Consider the following 23,162-nt stretch of genomic DNA (forward strand, 5'->3'; position numbering starts at 1 on the left):
TCAGACGGGCGAGAGGATCTTCTGCAGCAGGCGCACGGCGCTGTCAGGACTGGTGAGAACCGGCCTTTGAAGCCGCGCTGCCACGACTTCATGCGACCGAGCCATCGAAAACTGGCCCAGCATCACGATGTCGCAGTTCTCTAGACTTGCAGCCTCCTCCACGACCAGACAGTCGTGGGTCGCGGGGTCGCCGGCACTCAATGCTTCCAGGGCGCCTTTCGCGCAGACTGACTGGAGTTCGACCGCCACTTCCCCGGCGCGCGCCAGTTGCAGAAATTCTTCGCGCATCGAGGGAATCGAGGGGGCGAACGTCGACAACAGCCCAATCTGCACGCGTCCGCGGCGCGCCCGAGCGATTTCCAACGCCTCCAGAAACATGGCTTCGTTGGGCTTGTAAGCGGGGACGGCGACGGCTTGCGCTGCTGCGTCGATTGCAACCCCGAACGCCGAGCACGTGAAGAGGATGCCGTGCGCACCGGTGCGTTCGGCGTACTGCGCCAGGTCCACGAAGCGCTGGGTCAACGCACCATCGATCGAACCACGCGCGGCGAGGTCCGATGACAGGCTGTCGTCCAGCAGGTTCATCAGGCTCGCCTCAGGCCAAAACCTGCGGAAGGAGTCCGCGACCGGCTGCACCGCGACTGCCGTAGCATGTATCAAAGCAACTCTTCGTGCAAAACTCATTGGATATAACAACGGTTAGGGTTCAACCTAATTGTACTATACATCATATAGATACAATCAGGGAAAACCCAACATCGCACTGAGAAGTGCCCTCCTCGACCTACCGGAGACCCTGATGAGACTGTCTTTCCTTCGTTCGCCCCGTGTCAGCGCCGCCATCCTTTGCGGTGGTGCCTTGGCCTTCGCAAGCCCGTCGTTTGCGCAGTCGGCCGCAGCCGCCGACTACCCCACCAAGACGATCACCTTCGTTGTGCCTTACGCGGCAGGCGGCAGTTCCGACATACGTTCGAGGCAGATCGCCCAGAAGCTTTCGATCTATTTCGGCAAGCCCGTGATCGTCGAGAACCGCCCCGGCGCCGGCGGCAACATCGGCACGGACTACATCGCCAAGGCCGCTCCCGACGGCCACGTCATCGGCTTGGGCAATTTCGCGCCGCTCGCGGTTAACAAGGCGCTCTTTGCCAAGCTTCCATTCGATCCCGCCACAGACCTGTTGCCAGTGGCCATGATCGAACGAGGGCCGCTCGTCATGTCGGTCAGCATCAATTCCCCGGCCAAGTCGGCCCAGGTTCTCATCAGAAACATCAAGGCGAAGCCCGGGACCATGAGCTACGCCTCGGGCGGGCTCGGTGGTTCGCACCATCTGGCCGGTGAACTGTTCGAACAGAACGCGCAGCTCGACCTCGTCCACGTGGCGTACAAGGGTGGAGCCCCGGCGACCAACGACCTGATCGCCGGCAACGTCGACCTGATGTTCGAGTGGATCTACGCGGTGATGCCGTACCTGAAGGGCGACTCGCCGAAGCTGCGCCCACTCGCCATCACCAGCGAAAAGCGATCGCCGCTTCTGCCGGACGTGCCAACCTTCAAGGAACTCGGCGTGCCGGGAATGGAGATGTCCAACTGGTTCGGCGTCGTGGCGCCGAAGGGCACCCCTCCCGCCGTCATCGCGAAGCTCAATCAGGCGATCAACAAGGCGATTCGGGAACCGGAAGTGACCGAGAAGATCACCTCACAGGGCAATGAGGTCGCTGGCGGAACGCCAGAGGAGTTCGGAACCTTCATTCGCGCTGAATCGGACCGCTGGTCGAAGCTGGTCAAGACGCACAACATCAAGCCCGAGTAGGCCCAAGCGACGAGCCAGACCCATCCAGCCAGGTATCGATATGATTCAACTCCTCCACTCTCGCCGCTTCGGCGCACTGGCCCTCGCGGCCGCGCTCGCCGCACCGGTCTGCCATGCGCAGTCGAGCGCTGCCTCCTACCCCACGCAACCCATCCGGATGATCGTGCCGTTCGCGGTCGGCGGGCCCAACGATGTCATGGCGCGGGTCCTCGGACAGCGCCTCACCCAGGAGACAGGACAACCTGTGGTCATCGACAACAAGGCGGGTGCCGGTGGCGTGATCGGCACGGATGCCGTCGCCAAGTCCAAGCCGGACGGCTACACGATCGGCTTCGTCAGCGCTCCGTTCGCGATGGTTCCCGCGTTGCAGGCCAAGATGCCCTACGACACCATGAAGGACCTCGTGCCCGTGTCCAAGGTGGCCGATTCGCCGATGCTCATGATGGTGCCCTCGGATTCGCGCTTCAAGACCGCAGGCGAACTCATCGAGTTCGCGCGCAAGAATCCGGGCAAGCTCACCTACGGCTCGGGCGGAGCGGGGAGTACCCCGCACCTGACGACCGAATTGCTCGCAGAGGTGACGGGCGCCAAGTTCATGCATGTGCCCTACAAGGGTGGCGGCGAGTCCATCCGCGCATTGATGGGTGGGGAAGTCGACCTGCTCATCGACAGCATCACCAGCACGGCGACGCCGTTGGCGTCCGGCCGGGTCAGGCCGCTCGCGATCGGACAGGCGACACGATCGACCCGCTTGCCGAACGTCCCCACCTTCGAGGAGGCCGGCATCAAGAACTTCTCGGTGACGCATTGGGTGGGTGTCGTCGCGCCGGCCAAGACGCCGCCGGCGGTCCTGGCGACGTTGAACGCCCAGATCGTCAAGTCGCTTCGTGCGCCCGAAGTTGTGCAGAAGCTGGCAGAGCTCGGCGCGACACCGGTTGGGAGCTCGACTGAGGAGTTCCAGAAGTTCGTCGCCGACGAACTGAAGAAGTGGCGGACGGTCGTGAAAACCTCCAACATTCAGACGCAGTAGAAGCCACCAAGAAATGTCTGCCAGGTCATCGGAGCGTGTATCGATGTCTCCTCATATGCGCAACGCTCCGGCGCGCTCGACTGATTGTCATGTCCACGTCTTCGATCCTGGGCGGTTCCCTTACGCGGCTGCGCGGCGCTATACGCCTCCACCAGCCACTGTTTCGCAGCTGAAGGAGATGCATGCAAGCCTTGGAATCGATCAAGTCGTTCTGGTGCAACCCAGCGTGTATGGGACCGACAACGATTGCATGCTGGACGCTCTGAAGCGCTTGGGTGATCGTGCCCGGGGTGTCGCCGTCATTGACCAGACGTTTGGTCGCGATCAGCTCGACGACATGTTCGCTGCCGGCGTGCGAGGCGTCCGCATGAATATCGAGGTGTCGAAGGGCGCCGATGCGACAGACGCCTTGAGACGGCTCAGCGCGACCGCTGAGGCGCTTGGCGGCTCTCCGCTTCTGATCCAGGTCTACGCTGCTATGCCGGTGCTTCTGGCCTGCGCGCCAACGCTTCGGACTCTGCATCACACGGTGCTGATCGATCATTTCGGCTTGGCGAGAACTGGAAGCGATCCGGAGAAGGCGGGCTTCTCTGCACTGCTGGAACTCATCGCAAGCCCTAACATCTGGATGAAACTGTCTGGGCCCTATCAGATCTCGAGTGCCTCGCCTGACTATGCCGACGTCACGGCGATTGCAAAAGCCATGATCGCCACCTCGCCGGATCGGATCGTGTGGGGCAGCGATTGGCCGCATACCGGAGGCTCCGCCCGGCCCGCAAACTACCGTTCGACCGACTTGGAGCCATTCCGTACGGAAGACGATCTCCGAAACTTCGGCCTTGTGGGGAAGTGGGCCCCCGAGGAATCATTGCGCCATCGTGTGCTGGTCGACAACCCCGCTCGCTTGTTCGGATTTCGCTCCGACTAAGATCCGATATCCCCATCCGCCACCAAGACCGCGATTGACGCGTGGTGAGTTGGTTTCGATGACGAGGCCGAGACGGCCTTGCCGAAGATCGTCGACTGGTACATGGAGAACAAGATCAACATCGACGACCTGACCACGCACACCATGCCGCTGGAAGACATCGACAAGAGCTTCGATCTCACTAAGCGCGGCGAATCGGTCGGCGGCGTGGTTCTGTTCTATCGACGTGGCGCCAACTGGCCTTGCGTATCGAGCTAAAACGCCGTGGATTGGAGGAGAACGCCTCCTGGCCTGCTGCCTCACATCTTTTCGAACCGAAGGTCGGCAACGATCTTGGCCCAACGTAGATTCTCCGCTGCCACGAACGCAGCGAATTCCTTGCGCGGCGTCGGGCTGGGAACGGCACCTTGCTTTTCGATTGCGGAGACCACGGCAGGATCACTCAAGGCCTGATTCAGAGCGCGATTGAGCTGATCCAGAATCTCAGTCGGTATGCCTGCAGGCCCGCCGAGCCCGAACCAGGATGGATTGTTCATGGCCGGCAGCCCCGTTTCGGCATAAGTCGGCACTTGCGGCAGCAACTTCAGGCGGCTCTTGGCGGCAACGACCAGCGGCTTGACACGCTTCGCCTGAATCAGCTCCATGGACGACGGGATGTTGTCGAACACGACATTGATCTGTCCGGCGAGCAGATCGGACAGGGCCGGTCCCAGCCCCTTGTAGGGCACGTGAAGCATGTCGGTGCCGGTGACATGTTTGAAGAGTTCGCCGTTGATGTGACTCAACCCACCGTTGCCGGAGGAGCCGAACGAGTATTTGCTCGGTTGCTCCTTGAGCATCTTGACCAAGCTCTGCACTGACTCGGCCCCAAGGGCGGGATTGGTGACGAGGACATTCGGCACATCCGCGATGTTTCCAATGGGTGCGAAGTCCTTGACAGGGTCATACAGGCTCTTCGCATACACGTTGGGGTTCACGGCGTGCGAGCTCTCCACCACCATCACGAGCGTGTATCCGTCCGCCGGCTGCTTGGCCGCCGCAGCCGAGCCCACCGAGCCCCCGGCTCCGGGTCGGTTGTCGACGACGACTGGTTGCCCGAGGATCGTCGACAGCTTCGTCGCCACGATGCGGGCCAGCAGATCCGTGGTCCCGCCTGGCGCATAGGGCACGATCAGCTTCACGGGTTTGGAGGGATAGGCCTGCGGGGAGGCAAGCGCGTTCAAGGCCGCGCCCGCCAACCCGCCGAGCACCAAGTGTCTTCGATTCATCGATATGCCCTGGTTCAGGTGTCGTAACCCGGATTCACCCGGTCGAGTTTGCGCAGCAAGGCAGGCCAGGCCAGGCGCCCCAGGCTGGTCTGGCCCTGCATCCGCGCCAATGCATCTTTGACGCCGGCGAGTACCTGCGGTGCGACCATGATGAGTTCACCGCCGGCCTGTGCTGTGACCTGGATCTGGCAGGCCGACTCCAGCGTGTACATGCGCTTGAACGTATCCGCCACGGTGCCGCCGACCGTCAGAAGGCCGTGATTGCGCAGCATCAAGTGATCGTGATGGCCGAGGTCGCGTTGCAGGCGCACCTGCTCGTCCTCGTGCACGGCGAGGCCCTCGTAGTCGTGGTAGCCAAGCGACCCCAGAACGAGGGTGGCTTGCTGCGAGATCGGCAGCAGGCCGCAGCGTTGCGCGCTCACGGCAACGCCCGAGCGCGTGTGAGTGTGCAGCACGCAGGCTACGTCTTCCCTTCCCATGTGCACGGCCGAGTGAATGACGAAGCCGGCCCGGTTCACGTCGAAGGGCGACTCGCTCAGCTTGTGACCATCGACGTCGATCTTGACGAGCGACGAGGCAGTGATCTCCTCGAACATCAGGCCGTACGGGTTGATGAGGAACTGATGCGCGTGCGTTGCGCCCGGCGATTGAGGAACGCGGGCGCTGATGTGGGTGGCAATCATGTCGCTCCAGCCATGCAGAGCCACCAACCGGTAGCACGCGGCCAGGTCCACGCGAACGGCCCATTCGTCCGCGCTGACGACTTCCTTGAGAGATGGAATCTTCATTTGCGTGCTCCCCTTTCCTTGCGTTGTGCGAATTCCGCCATGAAGCGCTGCGGCTCGCCGGTATCGAAGGCCTTCGCGAATTCCTCCACGCCTTCGAGAATCGCGGTGTCCAGTGGCTGTTGCTGCCATTGGCGCAGAAGGCGCTTCTGCTGGCGCATCACCTGGGGCCCATGGCCTGCGAGGCGGGCGGCCATGCGCGCGACCTCTGCATCGAGCGCGTCCAGTGGAACCATGGTGTCGACCAAGCCCCATTCCTTCGCCTTCGCGCAGTCGATGTTCTCTCCGGTCAGGAGCATCCAGCCGGCGCGCGCTTCCCCGATCAGCCGCGGAAGCAATGCCGCATGGATGATCGAGGGAATGCCGACCACCACTTCAGGCATACCCAGGAATGCAGAGTCGGCAGCGATCCGGAGGTCGCAGGAGAGTGCGAGTTCGAGGCCTCCTCCAAGCGTCCACCCCGGAATGCGTGCGATCACCGGCGTGGGGCACTGCCGAACGGCTTCGCAAAGGCGGCGCAGGCCGTCGATGAAGCGCCGCGCGGAAGCGCGATCGAGCGCGCCCATCTCCTTGATGTCGGCGCCGGCGACGAAGGCCTTGTCGCTGGTGCCACGCAAGACCACCACACGGACGGACTCGTCGGCAGCGAGGGACTCGAAGGCCTGGCGAAGGTCATCGATCACTGGCGTGCCGAGAATATTCAGCGAGCCGGCGTTCCTGATGGTGAGTGTGGCCACGCCGTGTGCGTCGAGTTCGACACGGGCGTGCGGCAGATCGAGTTTCATGATTCAGTCCTGAAGGCCGGAGGCGGCATGTTCGACATGGGAGTCACCGGCGAAGCCGGCAGCGGCAACGATGGCGGTGCGCCGACCGCGCCGAGTTCGGCCACGCAATTCCAGAGCATCGGATTGCGCACGGTTCGCAAAGCGCCGAACTCGGGATGGTCCAGCGTTTGCACGATGCGGCGATGCTGCACCTGGGCGTCGGCAAACACCTCTTCCATGGTGTTGATGGGGCCCCAGGGCACGCCGGCCGCATCGAAAGCCGTGGACCAACTCGAACGGCTGCGTTTCGGAAACAGTTCCGTGAGCAGGACGCGCAAGGCCGGCAGATTCTCGATCCGCGCCGAGTTCGTCACGAAGCGTACGTCGTCGGCGAGCGCCGGTTGCTCCGCCACTTCGCAAAATCGGCGGAACTGCGGGTCGTTTCCGATGGCCAGGATCAGGTGGCCATCCGCGCACGCAAACACCTCGTACGGCGCGCAGTTGGGATGGGCGTTGCCGCTGCGTTGAGGGTTGCGGCCCGACGCCAGGTAGTTGGCGGCCTGGTTGGCATTGAGGGCCACGGCCACGTCGAGCAGCGCGATGTCGATGTACTGGCCTTGTCCCGTGCGTTCGCGCTGGAACAGCGCCGCGAGGACGGCCGAGGTCGCATACATCCCGGTGCTGAGGTCGACCACGGCGACGCCGGTGCGCAGTGGCCCTGCGCCTGGCATCCCGTCAGGCTGACCTGTGTAGCTCATCAGGCCGCCCATGCCCTGGAACACATAGTCGTAGCCGGGCTTGGAAGCCATCGGGCCGCTTTGTCCGAAGCCGGTGATCGACACATAGACCAGGCGCGGGTTCAGCTCCCGCAGGCTGGCGTAGTCCAGGCCTTGCCGCGCCAGCGATCCGGCCTTGTAGTTCTCCACCAGCACGTCGGCGTCGCGGATCATGGTCTTGAGGGCCTCGCGGCCTTCGGGCTGTGCGAAATCGATCGCGACCGAGGCCTTTCCCCGGTTGCAGCAGATGAAGTAGGCCGACAGCCGCTCGCCGTCGGCGGACTCCACATAGGGCGGTCCCCATCCGCGGGTGTCGTCGCCGCCGCGTGGATGCTCGATCTTGGTGACCTCGGCGCCGAGGTCGGCGAGGTTCTGCGTGCACCACGGGCCGGCGAGGATTCTCGACAGGTCGAGCACCTTGATGCCCTGCAGCGACTGGTTCAGCATTCGGACTCTCCTTTTCGGGCCTGAGGCCGCTCGGGCAGGACCGCGAAAATGCCGCGGGCCTTGAAGATGACACGCTCTGCCACATGGCCGCTGCATTCCGCGAACACCATGCGGCGGCCGATCTTGTCGATGCGGGTGACGACTTCCACCCACTCGCCCACGCTCGCACGAGCAAGGTAGTCGACTGACAGATTGGCCGTGGCCACGCGCTTTCCCAAGCGCCGTGCCACATTGACTCCCAATGCGTTGTCCGAGAGCGTGGCCACGAAGCCACCGTGCGCGGCCTCCTGGTGGTTCATGTGGGCGGGCAGCAAATGAAGGCCGAGCCTCAGCTGGCCGCCCTCTTCTTCTCTAGCGTGCATCGGGCCCAGCAGCGCCATGAAGGCGCTCACCGGCGGGTAAGGCCCGAAACCCGTTGGCACCTGCAGGTCGACGGAAGCGCCGATCATCGATGGACTCGCGCGTCGAAGCGCTGGAGGCCTCGTTCCACGCGCTCGACAAGGCCCGGCGCCGGTGTCCAGTGCGCCCCGTGCGTGGCTTGCAATGCCCGGATGCGTTCGAGTGTCTGCGCGAGGCCGAGGGTTTCGGCCCAGAACATCGGGCCGCCACGCGACGCCGGAAACCCGTAGCCGTGCACGTAGACCACGTCGATGTCGCTGGCGCGTTGCGCTACGCCTTCGTCGAGGATTCGCACACCTTCGTTCACTAGCGCCAGTACGCATCGTTCGACGATGTCTTCGTCTCGCACCGTATGGCGCACGATGCCCGCTTCCGCGGCACAAGACTCGATGATCATGTCGACCAACGGGTCCGGGATCGGCGTGCGGCTGCCGGCCTCGTAGCGGTAGTAACCTGCCGAAGTTTTCTGTCCGTAGCGACCGGCCTCGCAGATGCGGTCGGCCACCTTGGAATAGCGCAGGTGAGCAGGCCGGGTGGGCGCGAGGCGCTTTCGGGTCGCCCAATTGATGTCCATGCCGGCCAGGTCAGCCATCGCGAGCGGGCCCATGGCCATGCCGAAACCCGTCATCGCGCGGTCGACTTGCTGGGGGGATGCACCTTCCTCCAGCAAAAAGCCGGCTTCGCGCCAGTAACCCGTCAGCATCCGGTTGCCGACGAAGCCCTCGCACACCCGAACGAGCACGGGGATCTTGCCGATGTCCTGCGCCATCTTCATGCAGGCCGCAATCACGGCAGGCAACGTGCCTTCACCTCGCACGACCTCGAGCAGTCGCATGACATTGGCAGGGCTGAAGAAGTGAAGCCCGATCACATCCTGCGGCCGGGAGGTGGACCGCGCGATCTCGTCGATCGAAAGGCGCGAGGTGTTGGTGGCGAGGATCGCGCCGGGCTTGCAGTGCGCATCCAGTTGTTCGAACACCTCCTTCTTCACTGCCATGTCTTCGAAGACGGCCTCGATCACCAGATCCACGTCATGAAGAGCGGCGAAATCGAGCGCGGGCTCGATCAGCGCCATGCGGCCCGCCATGGCGGCTTCGCTCAACTTTCCTTTGGCGACGGTGACGCCGTAGTTGCGGCGCACGAGGTCGAGGCCACGATCGATAGCTGCCTGCTCGCGTTCGAGCAGCACGACCGGGATGCCCGCATTGGCGAACGCCATCGCGATGCCACCGCCCATGGTGCCGGCGCCAAGCACGGCGACCTTGCGCACGACGCGAAGCTCGGTGGGTGCGAGAGTCTCCGAGAGTTTGGGAGCTTCGCGTTCAGCAAAAAAGAGATGGCGAAGGGCCTTCGATTCAGGCCCGGCGACGAGTTCATCGAACAAGGCGCGCTCGCGCGTGAGGCCGTCTTCGAGAGCAAGCTGCGTCGATGCCTGGACCGCATCGACCGCGGCGCGCTGTGCGGTGGCATTGCGTGCCCGGGCCGGGACCGCACGGCGTCGCTCGGCGAAGTCAACACCCGCAGGCTCCAGTGCTCGCTGCGCCACGAGTGGCAGTGCGGCGCCCTCGGCGACGACGCGTCGGGCGAACGCCCGGGCACCAGCCAACAGCTCGCCCATGATCACCGCATTGACGAGCCCAAGCTCGTGCGCACGCGGCGCCTTGATCGGTGCACCCGAGAGAATGATGTCCAGGGCGGCGTTCACGCCGACCAGACGTGGTAGGCGCTGCGTTCCGCCGCCCCCTGGAATCAGGCCGAGATTGACTTCAGGCAGCCCAAGCTTGGCATCGGCAGAGGCCACGCGGTAGTGGCAGCCCAGCGCAAGCTCGAGGCCGCCTCCCAGCGCCACGCCGTGAATGGCGGCGATGACCGGTTTCGTGGATCGTGCAATGAGCGTCAGCACGTCGCGCGTCAGCGGCTTCTGTGTGGCCGCTGGCGTGTTGAATTGGCGGATGTCAGCGCCGCCGCAGAACTGCCGTCCCGCGCCGATGAGCAGCACGGCGTCGATGTCGGTATCGGCCATGGCACGCTCGATACCCGCATAAAGGCCCTGGCGAACAGTGTTGCCGATGCCGTTGACCGGCGGGTTGTCGAGGGTCAGCACGGCAACGCGTTGCTGCTCGGTGTAGTGAACGGTGGAAGAGGACATGGGTGATCGATCGTTGTGAGTCAGGCCACGGCTGCAAGCGACAATGATTGCGAGCCAGGCGCCGGTGCGGTCATGGTCGGGGTGGCGCGCATGAGGTCGACGAGGCGCCCGACATGGTGGCGCGCATCACCCCAACTGTGGGCGATCGCCAGCAGTCGCTTGACACATCTGCCGACGGGCAGTTCGTCGGTCATCCCCATGCCGCCGTGCAGGTGGATGCTCTGCAGGCCGATGAAGCGACCGCTTTCGGCACATCGGACCTTGGCTGCGGCGACCGAGCGGGTCCGGATCGTTGCGTCGTCGTCCAGGCTGCGGGCAGCCAGCCAGGACAGGGACTTTGACTGCTCCACCGCCACGAGCATTTCGGCCAGCCGATGCTGGATGGCCTGGAGGCTGCCCAGGGCCACGCCGAACTGGCGCCGTGTCTTGACATAGTCCAGGGTCATGTCGAACAGGGTCGACTGCAGACCCGCGGATTCGGCGCACAGCCCTGCGGTCGCCGCGTCGGTCGCCGCGGCGATGGCCGTCGTCACGTTCATGCCAGTCGAGCCGATCCACGCGGCCGCCGGCAGTCGAAGTTCATCGAACCACAGATCGGCGCCGGTGCTCCCATCGATGCAGGGATAGCGCTCGACGCGAAGGCCGGTGGCGGCAGCGTCCACCCAGAAGAGTGCCGTCTCGTTCGATCCCACGCGTGCCGAAACCAGCCAGGCGGTCGATTCGCCGCCATGCGGCACCACGGTCTTGCGGCCGCTCAGTATCCAGTCGTCGCCCTCGCGACGCGCGTGCGTCGACAGATGGCGAGGCAGGTGCTCGCCCTGCGGCTCCCCGTGGGCGAATGCCAATACGTGTTCCCCGGATGAGAGCGCTGGCAGCCAACGGGCTTGTTGTCCCTCATCTGCGAGCTCGAGCAGCAGCCGGGTGCAAAGGACCGCCGACACGACGAAGGGCGTGGTGAGGCGATTGCGTCCCAGGCTCTCCATGACCGCGTGCATGCTGCCGCCGTCGAGCCCGAGGCCGCCGAGCGCCTCGGGAACGAGCAGGCCGGGAAGGCCCATGGCGACCAGTTCCGGCCAGGGATCCGTGGCGGCATGGTCGCGCCGCTGGGCAAAGCTGGTGATCGCCTCGGCCAGGCTGCGCTGGTCTTCGTCGTGTTCCGTTTGTTGGGGATTCATGTGTTCGTTCCTGTGCCAAGTTCGGCACCCATGTCTCGATTCAGAGGATGGCCTCGATCAGGGTCGGGCCGGAGGTCGCGTAGGAGCGTGCCAGCGCGCCGTGCAAGGCCTCGGCATCACCGACGCGGATCGCAGCCACGCCCATGCCCTTGGCGAGACAGGACCAGTCGAGGTCCGGCCGGTCCAGCGACAGCATGTCGGTCGCCCGGACACCGGGCGCGCCCGCGCCCACCGCCGCGAGTTCGCGCCGGAGGATGCTGTAGGCGCGGTTCACGAAGATCAGCACGGTGACGTCGAGGTTCTCCCGCGCCATGGTCCAGAGCGCCTGCAGCGAGTACATGCCGCTTCCGTCCCCTTCCAGGGCCAGCACGCGTCGTCCGGGCGCTGCGATCGCGGCACCCACGGCCGTGGGCAGGGCAAAGCCGATGGATCCACCGCAACCGGTCAGCCAGTCATGCGGGGCGGCGGTAGCGGTGAGCCCGTCGAAGCCCCAACCGGTGGTCACGGCTTCGTCGACGACGATCGCGTTCTCCGGCAGCGTCGCGGCGATCGTCCGGCCGATGGTCTCGGAGGTCAGCGCGCCGCTGACCGGCGCATGCGCCTCGGCCCGGGCAATTCCCGCCGGTGCGGCGGCGGTCGCCCCCAGCGCTTCGCAGAGCGCCGAGAGCGCCAGACGCGGATCGTCCTCGACGGTGGACAGCGTGAGGAACTCGCACCCCGGCGCCGTCAGCCGCCCGGGCTTGTCCGGATAGGCAAAGAACGCGACCGGCGCCTTCGCGTTGACGAGCACGATGCGCTTGAAGCGCTGGAGCAGTGCCATGGCGGGATCGATCGCGTACGGGATGCGCGGGATAACGAGGCGACCGGCACCGCGCTCCAGGCGCGCAAAGTAGAACTCCGCGCGGACTTCGGCCCCCGTCGCGGCGGCGATCCGACCGGCCAACTCGGTCGATGCGGCGCGCAGCGCCCGGTCGCCGAGCAGCAGCAGCGTCGGCTGAGGGTCGTCGCGCATCGCCTTCACGATACGGTCGAAATCATGCTGCGCATGGCCGGAGGAAGCCGTGGGCAACTGCTTGCCCGAACCCTTCCCCTCAGGGACTACGGTCCATGCGACGTTGGCGGGCAGCACGAGCGTGGAAATTCGGCCGGGGCGCGCATTCGCCTGCCTGATCGCTTCCTTGCCATCGGCCGCGACCTCCCCGACGCTGGGCGTGCTGCGCACCCAATGAGACATCGATCCTGCGATGGCGTCGATGTCCGAAGTCAGCGGCGCATCGAGCTTCAGGTGTTCTACCGCGTGATCCCCGACGATGTTGACGATGCCGGAGCGGGCCTTGCGCGCGTTGTGCAGATTCGCCAGACCGTTGGCGAGGCCCGGTCCCAGGTGGAGCAGCGTGGCGGCCGGCTTGTCGGCGATACGGTAGTAGCCATCGGCCGCACCGGTGACGACGGTCTCGTGCAGGCCCAGCACGCAGCGCATGCCCTCGATGCGATCGAGGGCCGCCACGAAATGCATCTCCGAGGTGCCTGGGTTGGTGAAGCACACATCGACATTGCCGTCGATGAGCGTATGGACGAGCGTCTCGGCACCGTTCATTGGAAGTCTCCCTGTCGATGAGAAGTTTGGATGGGTGGTGACGCGGCTAGAGGCCCAGCGCGACCTTCGCGATGATGTTTTTCTGAACCTCGTCGGTGCCGCCGTAGATGGAGATCTTGCGCAGGTTCAGGTGGAAGCCCGCCACCGGAGCGGCCCAGTCGTCGTGGGCCAGGACGTCGTCGGTTCGCAGCGCGTCATAGCTGCCGTCCCGGCACGGCAGCGCGAGCACGCCGGCGCATTCGACCGTCTTTTCGACGATCGCCTGCGCCACGGTCGTGCCCATCAGCTTGAGCACCGAGGCCTCCGCACCGTGGCCCTCACCCGCCGCCATTCGAGCCAGCAGGCGCAGATTGGTCTGCTCGAGGGCCAGCAGGTCGACATCGAGCCTTGCGATGTCCGCCGCCACCGAGGCGTCGTCGATGAGGCGCAGACCATCCACCCTCCGCTGCGCCGCGATGTCCTTGAGGAAAGCCATCTCCCGCTTGGCCCGACCGACCCGTGCGGCGCCGGTGCGCTCATGCGAAAGAAGGTACTTGGCGCAGGTCCAACCTTCATTCAGGACACCCACGAGGTTCTCGCGTGGCACCTTGACGTTTTCGAGGAAGACCTCGTTGATTTCGCAGTCGCCGTCGAGCGTTCGGATCGGCCTCACGGTGACCCCCGGGGAGCGCATGTCGATGAGCAGGAAAGAGATTCCCTTTTGCGCCTTGGCGGTAGGATCGGTCCTGACCAGGCAGAACATCATGTCGGCGTACTGGGCGTAGGTGGTCCAGGTCTTCTGGCCGTTGACGATGAAGCCATCATCAACGATCTGCGCCTTCGTCTTCAGCGAGGCCAGGTCGGAGCCTGCGCCCGGCTCCGAATAGCCCTGGCACCACCAGTCCTCGCCCTGCAGGATGCGCGGCAGGTACCGGGCGCATTGTTCCGGAGTGCCGTAGCGAATGAGAACCGGGCCGATCATCCGGACGCCGAAGGGCGGCACCTCGGGTGCTCCGGCAATGGCGCATTCTTCTTCGAAGACGTGGCGCTCGAGCACGTTCCAGCCGGGGCCGCCATGTTCCTTCGGCCAGGTCGGCGCCACCTTGCCGGCGGCGGCCAGGATCCGGTGCCAGCGCAGGTAGTCGTCCTTGCCGAGGCGGCGGTGTTGGAGAATCGATTGCCGAAGATCCTCCGGCAGGGATTGGCGCAGGAATTCGCGAGTCTGCGCACGGAAAGTTTCGATGTCGATGCTCATGTCCGAAGCCTTCTTCACAGGAAGCGCAGCGGCGCATCGGTCGCCGCCTGCAGTTGGGTCGCCGTCAAGCCTGGGACCATGTCGCGAACGACGAAAGCGCCGTCTGCGACGTCCAGCGTCGCCAGGTCGGTGTAGACGCGCTTGACGCATCCCAGCCCCGTCAGAGGCAGCGTGCACGAGCGCAGCAGCCGCGATTGCCCTTCGCGCGTCTGGTGCTCCATCAGCACATACACCTGCTTCGCGCCGACGGCCAAATCCATGGCACCGCCGACGGCTGCCGCCACGCCCGGCTGGCCCAGTGACCAGTTGGCGAGGTCACCGCTCGCGGACACCTGGTAGCCGCCGAGCACGCAATAGTCGAGGTGGCCGCCGCGCATCATCGCGAAGGAGTCGGCGTGGTGAAAGTAGGCGCCCCCCGATTCGAGGGCCACCGGCTGCTTGGCCGCATTCACGACGTCGGGATCGGCGGCTTCGCCGTCCGCCAGTGCGCGCATGCCCAGGATGCCGTTCTCGCTGTGCACGATGATTTCCTGCTTGGCATTCCAGTAGGGCAGCACCAGCACCGGCATGCCGATTCCGAGATTGACGGTCGAGCCATCGGGGATGTCGCGTGCCACGCACTGCGCCATCTGTTCGCGTGTTCGGCGAATTGTCATGCGGCCTTCCTTTCGGCGATGGAGGCGCTGTTCACTACGACCACGCGCTGCACGAAGATCGAAGGCGTCACAATGTGCTCCGGATCCAGTTCGCCCAGCGCCACCGAGTGAGCCACCTGGACGATGGCCGTGCGCGCCGCCGTGCACATGGGCGGACCGAAGTTGCGACCTGCCTTGCGGTACACCAGGTTGCCCCAGCGGTCGGCGGCTTGCGCTTTCACGAGGGCGAAATCTCCGTGCAAGGGCGCCTCGAACACGTAGCCGCGCCCATCGATGACCCGGGTTTCTTTGCCCTCGGCCAGTGCCGTGCCATAGCCGGTCGGCGTGAAGAAGCCGCCCAGCCCTGCGCCGGCCGCATGCAGGCGCTCGGCAAGAGTGCCCTGGGGCACGCATTCGTACTCCAGTGCATTGCGTGCGTAGGCTTCCTCGAACGCCATGGCCTCGGCGCCGCGCGGAAACGAGGCGATCAGACGGCGCACTCGGCCGAGGCGGATGAGTCGCGCCAGCCCTTCGTCGCCGCTGCCGCTGTTGTTGCAGACCACGGTCAGGTCGCGTGCACCCTGGGCGGCGAGCGCATCCAGTAGTTCGATGGGCTGGCCAGCGAGGCCGAAGCCGCTCACCAGCACCGTGGCGCCGTCGAAGATGTCAGCCACTGCCTCTTCAGCGGTGGCCACGAATTTGTCGGTCATAAGAGTTGTCAGTCGTCGTGCGTCAAAGGGCGTTCGCGAGAATGGCGGTGGCTTGGCTGGACAGGACGCCGCCGTTGCCGTGCACCATGGCCACCTCGGCATCAATCACCTGGCGATCGCCAGCTTCGCGACGCAGTTGAGCCACGGCCTCGATAACGAGGAAGATGCTGTACATGCCCGGGTGCGTGCAGGACAGGCCGCCGCCGTTCGTATTCATGGGGAAGCTGCCGCCTGGCGCGACGCGGCCGCCTTCGACGAAAGCGCCGCCTTCACCCTTCTTGCAGAAGCCCAGGTCCTCGAGAAAGAGGATCGGGTTGATGGTGAAGGCGTCGTAGCACTCGAGCACGTCGATGTCCTTGGGCGACAGCCCTGCCTGCGCATAGGCCAAGCGGCCCGATTCGAGCGCTGGCGTCACGGTCAGGTCTTCCATGCACGAGATCTGACGATGCCAGTGCGCATGGCCGCAACCCAGCACGTAGATCGGGTTGGCGTGCAGCGACTTGGCGCGCTCGGATGAACTGACGACGAAGGCGCCGGCGCCATCGGTCACCAGGCAGCAGTCGCGCACCGTGAGCGGATCCGAGATCATCTTGGCGCCCAGTACGTCGTCGATGCTCAACGGACCGCGCGCGAATGCATCGGGATTGCGCTGAGCCCACTGCCGTGCCGCCACGGCCACTTCGGCAAGCTGGCGCCGCGTGGTGCCGAATTCGTGCATGTGCCGCGCCGCGGCCAGCGCGTAGCTGGACACCGGATTGAACGGCTTGTACGGATGCTCGTAAGGCTGGGGGTCGAGCGCCGCGCGCATCTGGTTTTGCTGCGAGCTGCTGGGAATGCTGCGCGGCGTACTGCCGTAGCAAACGAGGACGTTCTCGCATTCGCCTGCCTCGATGGCCATCGCCGCGATCCGCAGATCGGCGATGAAGGACGATCCGCCGAACATGGTGCTGTCCGAGAAGCGCGGCCGGATGCCCAGGTACTCGGCCATCCGCATCACCCACCAGGGCGAAGTCAGGCTCGAGGTGACGATCCCGTCGATGTCCGACATGCGCAGCTGGCTGCCGGCGACCGCCTGGCTGGCCGCTTGCGCAATGATTTCCTGCTCGGTGCGTCCACCGGCATGGCCGAGACCCGCCAGACCGGTGCCGAGGATGGCGATGTCGCCGCGTTTCATGCCAGATCCTCCAGCGGTTTGAAGACCAGCAGTGGCCCGGCTTCCAGCATGTCGATGCGCGCCTGGACGGCCATGCCGATATGAACCGCGTCGGGTGCGATCTCGACGACGCGACTCATCAGGCGCGGACCTTCGGCGAGATCGATGAGGCAGACGGTGTAGTCGCCCTCGGGGCGCCGCACCACCGTGGTCGAGTACACGGTGCCGCGGCCGCTCGGGACCGTCCAGTTGAGGACTTCCGAGCCGCAATGCGGGCAGACCACCCGCGGGAAGAAGTGGTGACGTCCGCAGGTGTCGCACTGTGGAATCTCGAAGCGGTTCTCGGCGAGCGCGGCGAAGTAGCGGGCATCGGCGCCAAGCGCCTGTGTCTGCTTCGCGTTTGCGCCGGGTTCGGTTGCGCTGCCAGCCATGGGATCAGTCCTCGACCTTGACACCCGTCGTGCGAACCAGGTCACGCCATTTCGTGAGCTCGCCCTCGACGAACTTGCGTGTCTGCCCAAGATCCCTCGGCGCCATCGGCTCGCTGGATTGCTTCTTCAGACTCTCGATCATCTCCGGCGATTGCATGATCTTCGTCGTTGCGGCATTGATCTTTTGCAGGACCTCAGATGGCGTGCCGGCCGGCGCAAACAGCCCGAGCCAGGTGTAGACGTCGAAGTCTGCAAAGCCGGATTCCTTCAGCGTCGGCACGTTCGGGAACAGCGGACTGCGCTGCGCGCTCGTGACCGCGATGGGCTTGAGCTTTCCCGCATTGAGGAACGTGGCGATCGTGACGGAATCCTGCACGGCCACCTGGACCTGGCCGCTGACGGTATCTGCCACGGCGGGTGCGGCACCGCGATAGGGCACGTGGGTGAACGGCGCGCCGCTGACCTTGCGCAGCAGTTCGCCCGCCAAGTGGGTGGAGCCGCCGGCGCCCGAAGTGGCATAGGGCACGCTGGGCTCCTTGCGGGCCCAGGCGAGGAATTCCGGGACGGTGTTGGCCTTGACCGAGGGGTTGACCACGATCATGTTGGGCGTCTGGACCAGCGCGGCGAGCGGAATCAGATCCTTCAGTGGGTCGTAGTTGACCTTCGGGCGGGTGAACGGGGCGATCACATAGCCGGTGGCAGTCACCAGCAGCGTGTAGCCGTCGGCTGGGCGATGGGCGACGTATTCGGTGCCCACCTGGCCAGCGGCGCCGGCCTTGTTGTCGATGATGAAGGGCTGGTTGAACGTCGCCGTCAGCTCCTTGGCGAGCAGCCGAGTGACGATGTCCGTCATGCCGCCGGGCGGATAGGCCACCACGATGGTCACGGGCTTCGTCGGCCAGGCAGGAGACTGTGCGAACGCAGCGCCCGCAATCAGAAGGGAGGGCAAGAGGCACAGCGCGGCACAGGCGCGACGCTGCGACGAGAAATTGAACATTCTGTCTCCTTCGGCCTCTGGCAAGAGGCGATTGATGAGACGGTCGGCAGCAAGGCTTCCCGTCCTCCGCCGGTGATCAGCAAGAGTGGGAGAAGTCTAGGGACGGGGATGTTTCGAGGCCATCCGAATGATTCGAACGACGGATTCGCCGAATCTCAGCACCTGGCTCGGGTTTTCCCTATTGCCGTTAGATTTCGTCGCGGGTCGACGCGGCCAGGGGATCGTCGAGCAGAAACTGTATGAATGCCTGCGTGAACCCTGGCAACCTCGCATCCTCTCGAACAACCAGCTTGAGTTCTCTCAGGCTCCAGTCCTCGGCCAATGGCACCATCGACAAGCCCTTCGATAGCCCGGTCGCTAGGACCACGCTGCGCGGAACCAGCGCGATCCCGACGCCCAACTCCACCAGGGCCAGCACCGCATCGAAACTGTGGGCATGAAGTCGCGCGCGCAGCGGCCGTCCCAGCTTCTGCGCCATGTCGCGCAAGAACAGAAAGTTGCTGCTGGAGCGACTCATGCAGACGAAATCGAAGTCCAGCGCATGTCCCAGCTTGGTCTCAGGCAACGTCGCGATGGAATGGTCAGGCGCCGCCACGATCACCAAGCGGTCCAGTGCATAGCGATGCACGAGCAGGCCTTCCGCCGAGGTCGCACCGGCGAAGATGCCGATGTCTGCCTCCCGCGCCAACACGGCGGCGGGGATGGTTTCACTCTGGCGTTCCTCGACCTCGGCATCGACGTCGGGGTTGAGCACCAGGAAGCGGCCCAGGCTCTGCGTGACGAATCCGTTGAGAGCGCTGCTGTTGGCCGCCAGCCTCACGTGCCCCTTGAGTCCGGCGGTGTAACGGCCGACGTCGCCGTGCATGCGCTCGACGCCCTCGAACAGCTCCCGCACGTGCCGAAGGGCGGCTTCGCCTGCCAAGGTCAATTCCATGCCGCGGGCCGTCCGGGTGAACATTGGCGTGCCCATGGCGTGCTCGAAGTTCTTGAGCCGGTAGCTGGCGGAGGACGCGGTGATGTGGACCTGGGCTGCGCCCATCGACAGGTTTCCCGCCTGCGCGATCGCCATGAAGAGGCGCAGATCCGTCAGTTCGTATCGCATGGCGCATGGTAGTTCTTTCGGAATGGACTCCTGCTGACGAGGGGCGCCTTGCAGTTGGGGGCGCCCGCTGAAGGACAGGGAATCGAATGAACTCCTGCCGGGGCGCGATCGCCAAAGCCTCCAGGATCGTGCATCCACCGCCACGACCGGATGCGAGCTATCGCGCTGCTCCACAGCAGGAGGACGATGGCCTTGGGCGGTCTGAGTGCCGCGCCGACTGGCCGGCCTGTCCCATCGAAGAACTGAGCGATGAGCGCTTGGCACTATGAGGCGACTGAACGTCCGTGGCGAATCGGAAAGGCTTTGTCCCCCGTGCCGTCGCACTACTGAATTTGAACCAGCATCCCCGGCGGCCGCTGCTAAGTGTTCGGATGCAAGACTGCACGGGACTTCGCGCCGTCAAAGGGGTGAGTATCGGATCGTCTGGGATCCGCGCAGCTATACGCTAGACGTGATCGCCTGGATTCTTGTCGCTTCCTCAAGCAAGCGGCGGCCGAGCTGGAAGCATCGCTGAGCGCATCTAACGCGGCAGCTACGTCATAACCGCCGATTGGCAAGCCCTGGGTAGAAAAAGCGCACTTCTTTGACCAGCGGCGGGTGTTGCAGGTGTAGAAACGGCTGGCTCTGCCGCATACGTCGTCGGCCGCCCTCGACCGGCTGCCCGACGTCGATCCGCCCGGTTACACCGGGCTCGAGGATGACTTCAATTGCCATTGGGACCGCATCCGCATCAGGCGCTCGCAGCAGTCGCAAAAGCCGGCGAGCAGATCTTCGTGACTCAAATCCTTGGCTCAGATGTTTAAGGTAGAGGTCAGAGCGTCAAAGCGCTCAACTGCATTGCTGCACTCAACTATCGCTCGGCACGAGGTTGAAAAATTGCACTGAGAAATCCGTTGGTACGGCAAAACCAAACGGCACGGGTTTGACATTGCGCCAATAGCAATCAGGCAGATTGACGAAGTTCGCGCCGCAAAATCTTTCCCACTGTCGACTTCGGAAGTACCTCGACGAAAACGACCTGCTTCGGCACCTTGTATGGCGCCAGTTGCTTGCGGCAATGTGCGACCAGATCGTGCATCGACAACTGAGATTCGGTCTGCCGCACTGCGTAGAGCATCAGGGCCTCCCCCGTCCTGTCATCCGGAACCCCTACACATGCGCACTCCACGACACCAGGACAGGCAGAAGCTACTGCCTCGATCTCATTGGGGTACACGTTGAAACCGGATACGAGGACCATGTCTTTCTTGCGATCGACGATTCGCAGAAATCCCCTCTCGTCAAACACACCCATGTCGCCAGTGCGAAAGTAGCCGTCTGGCGTAAACGCCAAGGCGTTTTCCTTCGGCTTCTGCCAGTAGCCTCGCATCACCTGCGGCCCCTTGACGCAAACTTCACCAGCCTCGCCGAGAGAAACCTCAAGGTCTTGGGCATCCAGGAGCTTCACTTCAGTTGAGGGCACCGGCATGCCGGTGGCCCCGGAGAACTCCAAGGTCGAAAACGGATTAACCGTAATCACCGGTGACGTTTCGGAGAGCCCGTATCCCTCCAAGATAAAGCAACCCGTAGCGGCCTTCCACCGGTCAGATGTGCTTCTCAGGACTGCCGCACCGCCGCCCACAGTCATGCGCAAAGACGACCAATCCACTTCGGCGAAGCCAGGATGGTTCATCAGGGCGGTGTAGAGCGTATTCACGCCGGTGAGCACAGTGGGGCGCGCCTCTTTCAATGTGTCGACTACACAGTCGAGATCGCGAGCGTCGGTCACGAGCCAATTCTCGGCACCGACCGAGAAATAGCTGAGAAAGTTCACCATCAGCGCGAAGATGTGGTACATCGGGATGACCGTCGCCACGACCTCTTGACCAGGACGCATGGCGCCGTGCATGAAAGCCCTGAACTGCTCGATATTCGCGATCAAATTGCGATGCGACAGGGCCGCGCCTTTCGAGGGGCCTGTAGTGCCGCCGGTGTACTGAAGGATCATCAGATCTTCACCGTCCAACGGTACTGGAGCGATGCTCATGCCGCTCCCCTGCTTTATCGCCTCCGCTAGTGCTACGGCGCCGCTCAAAATGCCGACCCTTTCCGGTTCAGACAGGTGCACGCCCGTGCAGTCCTTCAAGCAAACGCCGAGGACGACGTGGATGCAGGTGTTTTCAATCACCTCCGCTAGCCTCGGGATCGCACTGTCGATGATGACGATCACGTCCGCTCCAGAGTCATTGATCTGATGCTCCAACTCACGCGATGTATAGAGCGGGTTCACGTTGACCTGAATTGCGCCTATGCGCGTGATGGCCATGAAGGCCACTGGAAATGCCGGAATATTCGGAAGCATGACCGCAACACGATCTCCTTTCTTCACATGGGCCACGTTCTGCAAGTACGCAGCGAGATGAGAGGAAAGACGGTCGACATCGTTGAAACTGATGCTTTTGCCAAAGGAATGAAAGGCTGTCCGATCGCCGTATCGTTGAACGGCCTCATCCAGCAGTTGGGGGACGCAGGCGTAGCGATGAGAGTCGATCTCTGCCGGAATCGCGCCGTACGAAGAGAGCCAGAGTCTTTGGTTCATATAGACAGAGGTGCGGGCAATGGAATCAATGGCAGTTTCGCGCTTGATATTCAGTTACTTTGCAAAGCCATCTAGAGAGAGGCGAGCAACCCCGCTTTCGACATCTCGAGGTGGGACTGCTCCAATGCGTTTGCGGGGACAACCTCTGCGCTGCGGTCCTTGATCTCATCGAGCCTGGCAAGGACGGCCACCGCCGCACTGTCTTGCTCACCGATATGGACCCCATGTGTCATCGTGATGTGGGCGCATTCGAAACTGCCTGCTCCAGCAAGCAGGATGGTTCTTGTCGGAGCGTCTTCGCAGACGAGTGCGACGAGCCCCGGACTTACCGACTCCGGCGATAGCCTGGCGAGCGCCGCAGGTGGCCACATCTGCGCCGTCATCGCAGTTGCCGCCGTCGGAGCGAGGCAGTTCACTTTCACGTTGTTCTTCGCTCCCTCAATCGAAAGGGTTTGCATCAATCCGACCAGAGCCATCTTCGATGCGGCGTAGTTGGCTTGACCAAAATTACCGTAGAGCCCAGCCGATGAAGTAGTCATCACGATGCGCCCGTAGTTCTGAGATCGCATGTGATCCCAAACGGCCTTGGTGCAATTGACAGAGCCCATGAGATGGACTTCGACCACAAGTCGAAAATCCTCAATGGTCATCTTCGCAAAAGACTTGTCACGCAGAATGCCTGCGTTGTTGACCAGTATGTCGACGTGGCCCCACTCGGCGATGGCCTGCTCGACCATCATCGTGACTTGCCCGTGGTCGGTCACGTCTGCGCCATTGATCAGCGCCCGTCCGCCTGCCTCGCGAATTTCGTTGGCGACCGTCTCCGCCCCCGAGCCCGGACGGTCACCACCAAGGTCGTTCACTACGACGAGAGCGCCATGCTTTGCGAGCGCCAGCGCGTGTGCGCGCCCGAGGCCGCTGCCAGCTCCAGTGACTATCGCAACCTTGCCTTTGAGAGTACTCATGAAATTCCTTTGACGTTATCTGGGCGACGTACCAATGCACCTTGGATAGGCCTGCAACTGGCGATCGGAAATGTGGGATCCGGCAGGGAGTGCCAACTATCTTGGCGGCAACCGGATCGCTCCGTCGAGACGAATCACCTCGCCGTTGAGCATGTCGTTCTCGATGATGTGCTTCGCCAGCTTGGCGTAGTCCTCGGGCGTGCCCAGGCGCGACGGGAAAGGCACGCTG

22 protein-coding genes and 2 pseudogenes are annotated in these 23,162 nt (G+C 63.9%); 4 read left to right on the forward strand and 20 right to left on the reverse strand.

Annotated elements, in window-relative coordinates; all coding sequences use genetic code 11:
* Entirely contained in the window at positions 1 to 585 is a 585-nt protein-coding gene (locus PMI12_RS27265) for an aspartate/glutamate racemase family protein (RefSeq protein WP_007839192.1), read from the reverse strand.
* Between the two features lie 274 nt (positions 586 to 859).
* Here PMI12_RS27265 and PMI12_RS27270 point away from each other — a divergent pair, with 274 nt between their 5' ends.
* The 4 genes and pseudogenes from PMI12_RS27270 to PMI12_RS27285 form a co-directional block, all read left to right on the forward strand.
* Positions 860 to 1,810 carry a Bug family tripartite tricarboxylate transporter substrate binding protein gene (locus PMI12_RS27270; protein ID WP_237726188.1) on the forward strand — a complete coding sequence of 317 codons (951 nt, stop codon included), beginning with the start codon at positions 860 to 862 and terminating at the stop codon, positions 1,808 to 1,810.
* Positions 1,811 to 1,850: 40 nt separating this feature from the next.
* On the forward strand, positions 1,851 to 2,840 hold the full coding sequence (locus PMI12_RS27275; protein WP_007839194.1) for a Bug family tripartite tricarboxylate transporter substrate binding protein: 990 nt from the start codon (positions 1,851 to 1,853) through the stop codon (positions 2,838 to 2,840).
* Positions 2,841 to 2,895: 55 nt separating this feature from the next.
* Positions 2,896 to 3,768, forward strand: coding sequence for an amidohydrolase family protein (locus PMI12_RS27280; RefSeq protein ID WP_157632302.1), 873 nt, complete (start codon positions 2,896 to 2,898; stop codon positions 3,766 to 3,768).
* A 72-nt stretch (positions 3,769 to 3,840) separates the two neighbouring features.
* Positions 3,841 to 4,026 (forward strand): annotated as a pseudogene (locus PMI12_RS27285) (hypothetical protein); the annotation flags it as partial.
* Between the two features lie 41 nt (positions 4,027 to 4,067).
* Here PMI12_RS27285 and PMI12_RS27290 read toward each other — a convergent pair.
* From PMI12_RS27290 to PMI12_RS29070, 19 genes and pseudogenes are all read right to left on the reverse strand, one after another.
* Positions 4,068 to 5,036 carry a Bug family tripartite tricarboxylate transporter substrate binding protein gene (locus PMI12_RS27290; protein WP_007839197.1) on the reverse strand — a complete coding sequence of 323 codons (969 nt, stop codon included), beginning with the start codon at positions 5,034 to 5,036 and terminating at the stop codon, positions 4,068 to 4,070.
* A 14-nt stretch (positions 5,037 to 5,050) separates the two neighbouring features.
* On the reverse strand, positions 5,051 to 5,824 hold the full coding sequence (locus tag PMI12_RS27295; RefSeq protein ID WP_007839198.1) for a class II aldolase/adducin family protein: 774 nt from the start codon (positions 5,822 to 5,824) through the stop codon (positions 5,051 to 5,053).
* Positions 5,821 to 6,606: an enoyl-CoA hydratase gene (locus PMI12_RS27300; protein ID WP_007839199.1), complete on the reverse strand. Its 786-nt coding sequence runs from the start codon at positions 6,604 to 6,606 to the stop codon at positions 5,821 to 5,823. The genes PMI12_RS27295 and PMI12_RS27300 overlap by 4 nt, the downstream gene beginning before the upstream one ends.
* Positions 6,603 to 7,808 carry a CaiB/BaiF CoA transferase family protein gene (locus tag PMI12_RS27305; RefSeq protein ID WP_007839200.1) on the reverse strand — a complete coding sequence of 402 codons (1,206 nt, stop codon included), beginning with the start codon at positions 7,806 to 7,808 and terminating at the stop codon, positions 6,603 to 6,605. Before PMI12_RS27305 ends, PMI12_RS27300 begins: the two co-directional genes overlap by 4 nt.
* Positions 7,802 to 8,257 carry a PaaI family thioesterase gene (locus tag PMI12_RS27310; protein WP_007839201.1) on the reverse strand — a complete coding sequence of 152 codons (456 nt, stop codon included), beginning with the start codon at positions 8,255 to 8,257 and terminating at the stop codon, positions 7,802 to 7,804. The genes PMI12_RS27305 and PMI12_RS27310 overlap by 7 nt, the downstream gene beginning before the upstream one ends.
* The gene (locus tag PMI12_RS27315; RefSeq protein WP_007839202.1) at positions 8,254 to 10,356 is read right to left on the reverse strand and encodes a 3-hydroxyacyl-CoA dehydrogenase NAD-binding domain-containing protein; all 2,103 of its coding nucleotides are present in this window, start codon (positions 10,354 to 10,356) and stop codon (positions 8,254 to 8,256) included. Before PMI12_RS27315 ends, PMI12_RS27310 begins: the two co-directional genes overlap by 4 nt.
* Positions 10,357 to 10,376: 20 nt before the next feature.
* A complete protein-coding gene (locus tag PMI12_RS27320) occupies positions 10,377 to 11,531 on the reverse strand; it encodes an acyl-CoA dehydrogenase family protein (RefSeq protein ID WP_007839203.1) in 1,155 nt (384 codons plus the stop codon).
* 40 nt (positions 11,532 to 11,571) lie between these two features.
* A complete protein-coding gene (locus PMI12_RS27325; protein ID WP_007839204.1) occupies positions 11,572 to 13,128 on the reverse strand; it encodes an acetolactate synthase large subunit in 1,557 nt (518 codons plus the stop codon).
* A 46-nt stretch (positions 13,129 to 13,174) separates the two neighbouring features.
* Complete coding sequence (locus PMI12_RS27330; RefSeq protein ID WP_007839205.1) at positions 13,175 to 14,362, reverse strand: acyl-CoA dehydrogenase family protein; 1,188 nt, start codon at positions 14,360 to 14,362, stop codon at positions 13,175 to 13,177.
* Between the two features lie 14 nt (positions 14,363 to 14,376).
* The gene (locus tag PMI12_RS27335) at positions 14,377 to 15,018 is read right to left on the reverse strand and encodes a 3-oxoacid CoA-transferase subunit B (protein ID WP_007839206.1); all 642 of its coding nucleotides are present in this window, start codon (positions 15,016 to 15,018) and stop codon (positions 14,377 to 14,379) included.
* Positions 15,015 to 15,707: a 3-oxoacid CoA-transferase subunit A gene (locus PMI12_RS27340; RefSeq protein WP_007839207.1), complete on the reverse strand. Its 693-nt coding sequence runs from the start codon at positions 15,705 to 15,707 to the stop codon at positions 15,015 to 15,017. Before PMI12_RS27340 ends, PMI12_RS27335 begins: the two co-directional genes overlap by 4 nt.
* A gap of 22 nt (positions 15,708 to 15,729) precedes the next feature.
* Positions 15,730 to 16,881 carry a thiolase gene (locus tag PMI12_RS27345; RefSeq protein ID WP_007839208.1) on the reverse strand — a complete coding sequence of 384 codons (1,152 nt, stop codon included), beginning with the start codon at positions 16,879 to 16,881 and terminating at the stop codon, positions 15,730 to 15,732.
* Positions 16,878 to 17,291 carry a Zn-ribbon domain-containing OB-fold protein gene (locus PMI12_RS27350; RefSeq protein ID WP_007839210.1) on the reverse strand — a complete coding sequence of 138 codons (414 nt, stop codon included), beginning with the start codon at positions 17,289 to 17,291 and terminating at the stop codon, positions 16,878 to 16,880. The genes PMI12_RS27345 and PMI12_RS27350 overlap by 4 nt, the downstream gene beginning before the upstream one ends.
* Positions 17,292 to 17,295: 4 nt before the next feature.
* A complete protein-coding gene (locus PMI12_RS27355; protein ID WP_007839212.1) occupies positions 17,296 to 18,288 on the reverse strand; it encodes a Bug family tripartite tricarboxylate transporter substrate binding protein in 993 nt (330 codons plus the stop codon).
* A 187-nt stretch (positions 18,289 to 18,475) separates the two neighbouring features.
* Positions 18,476 to 19,390, reverse strand: a complete 915-nt coding sequence (locus tag PMI12_RS27360) for a LysR substrate-binding domain-containing protein (RefSeq protein WP_007839213.1) — start codon at positions 19,388 to 19,390, stop codon at positions 18,476 to 18,478.
* A gap of 537 nt (positions 19,391 to 19,927) precedes the next feature.
* A complete protein-coding gene (locus PMI12_RS29065; RefSeq protein WP_157632303.1) occupies positions 19,928 to 20,104 on the reverse strand; it encodes a hypothetical protein in 177 nt (58 codons plus the stop codon).
* 229 nt (positions 20,105 to 20,333) lie between these two features.
* Complete coding sequence (locus tag PMI12_RS27365; protein ID WP_007839214.1) at positions 20,334 to 21,968, reverse strand: AMP-binding protein; 1,635 nt, start codon at positions 21,966 to 21,968, stop codon at positions 20,334 to 20,336.
* Positions 21,969 to 22,039: 71 nt separating this feature from the next.
* Complete coding sequence (locus PMI12_RS27370) at positions 22,040 to 22,933, reverse strand: SDR family NAD(P)-dependent oxidoreductase (protein ID WP_007839215.1); 894 nt, start codon at positions 22,931 to 22,933, stop codon at positions 22,040 to 22,042.
* A gap of 96 nt (positions 22,934 to 23,029) precedes the next feature.
* Positions 23,030 to 23,162 (reverse strand): annotated as a pseudogene (locus PMI12_RS29070) (3-hydroxyacyl-CoA dehydrogenase); the annotation flags it as partial.

Source organism: Variovorax sp. CF313 (assembly GCF_000282635.1).
GTDB lineage: Bacteria > Pseudomonadota > Gammaproteobacteria > Burkholderiales > Burkholderiaceae_C > Variovorax.

What these genes read in the sequence shown, in the direction of transcription:
- PMI12_RS27315 (WP_007839202.1), bottom strand. Translation starts at nt 10,356, where the DNA reads ATGTCCTCTTCCACCGTTCACTACACCGAGCAGCAACGCGTTGCCGTG.
- PMI12_RS27300 (WP_007839199.1), bottom strand. Translation starts at nt 6,606, where the DNA reads ATGAAACTCGATCTGCCGCACGCCCGTGTCGAACTCGACGCACACGGC.
- PMI12_RS27345 (WP_007839208.1), bottom strand. Translation starts at nt 16,881, where the DNA reads ATGAAACGCGGCGACATCGCCATCCTCGGCACCGGTCTGGCGGGTCTC.
- PMI12_RS27320 (WP_007839203.1), bottom strand. Translation starts at nt 11,531, where the DNA reads ATGAATCCCCAACAAACGGAACACGACGAAGACCAGCGCAGCCTGGCC.
- PMI12_RS27360 (WP_007839213.1), bottom strand. Translation starts at nt 19,390, where the DNA reads ATGCGATACGAACTGACGGATCTGCGCCTCTTCATGGCGATCGCGCAG.
- PMI12_RS27365 (WP_007839214.1), bottom strand. Translation starts at nt 21,968, where the DNA reads ATGAACCAAAGACTCTGGCTCTCTTCGTACGGCGCGATTCCGGCAGAG.
- PMI12_RS27370 (WP_007839215.1), bottom strand. Translation starts at nt 22,933, where the DNA reads ATGAGTACTCTCAAAGGCAAGGTTGCGATAGTCACTGGAGCTGGCAGC.
- PMI12_RS27290 (WP_007839197.1), bottom strand. Translation starts at nt 5,036, where the DNA reads ATGAATCGAAGACACTTGGTGCTCGGCGGGTTGGCGGGCGCGGCCTTG.
- PMI12_RS27325 (WP_007839204.1), bottom strand. Translation starts at nt 13,128, where the DNA reads ATGAACGGTGCCGAGACGCTCGTCCATACGCTCATCGACGGCAATGTC.
- PMI12_RS27310 (WP_007839201.1), bottom strand. Translation starts at nt 8,257, where the DNA reads ATGATCGGCGCTTCCGTCGACCTGCAGGTGCCAACGGGTTTCGGGCCT.
- PMI12_RS27305 (WP_007839200.1), bottom strand. Translation starts at nt 7,808, where the DNA reads ATGCTGAACCAGTCGCTGCAGGGCATCAAGGTGCTCGACCTGTCGAGA.
- PMI12_RS27340 (WP_007839207.1), bottom strand. Translation starts at nt 15,707, where the DNA reads ATGACCGACAAATTCGTGGCCACCGCTGAAGAGGCAGTGGCTGACATC.
- PMI12_RS29065 (WP_157632303.1), bottom strand. Translation starts at nt 20,104, where the DNA reads ATGGCAATTGAAGTCATCCTCGAGCCCGGTGTAACCGGGCGGATCGAC.
- PMI12_RS27295 (WP_007839198.1), bottom strand. Translation starts at nt 5,824, where the DNA reads ATGAAGATTCCATCTCTCAAGGAAGTCGTCAGCGCGGACGAATGGGCC.
- PMI12_RS27275 (WP_007839194.1), top strand. Translation starts at nt 1,851, where the DNA reads ATGATTCAACTCCTCCACTCTCGCCGCTTCGGCGCACTGGCCCTCGCG.
- PMI12_RS27280 (WP_157632302.1), top strand. Translation starts at nt 2,896, where the DNA reads ATGCGCAACGCTCCGGCGCGCTCGACTGATTGTCATGTCCACGTCTTC.
- PMI12_RS27355 (WP_007839212.1), bottom strand. Translation starts at nt 18,288, where the DNA reads ATGTTCAATTTCTCGTCGCAGCGTCGCGCCTGTGCCGCGCTGTGCCTC.
- PMI12_RS27265 (WP_007839192.1), bottom strand. Translation starts at nt 585, where the DNA reads ATGAACCTGCTGGACGACAGCCTGTCATCGGACCTCGCCGCGCGTGGT.
- PMI12_RS27350 (WP_007839210.1), bottom strand. Translation starts at nt 17,291, where the DNA reads ATGGCTGGCAGCGCAACCGAACCCGGCGCAAACGCGAAGCAGACACAG.
- PMI12_RS27335 (WP_007839206.1), bottom strand. Translation starts at nt 15,018, where the DNA reads ATGACAATTCGCCGAACACGCGAACAGATGGCGCAGTGCGTGGCACGC.
- PMI12_RS27330 (WP_007839205.1), bottom strand. Translation starts at nt 14,362, where the DNA reads ATGAGCATCGACATCGAAACTTTCCGTGCGCAGACTCGCGAATTCCTG.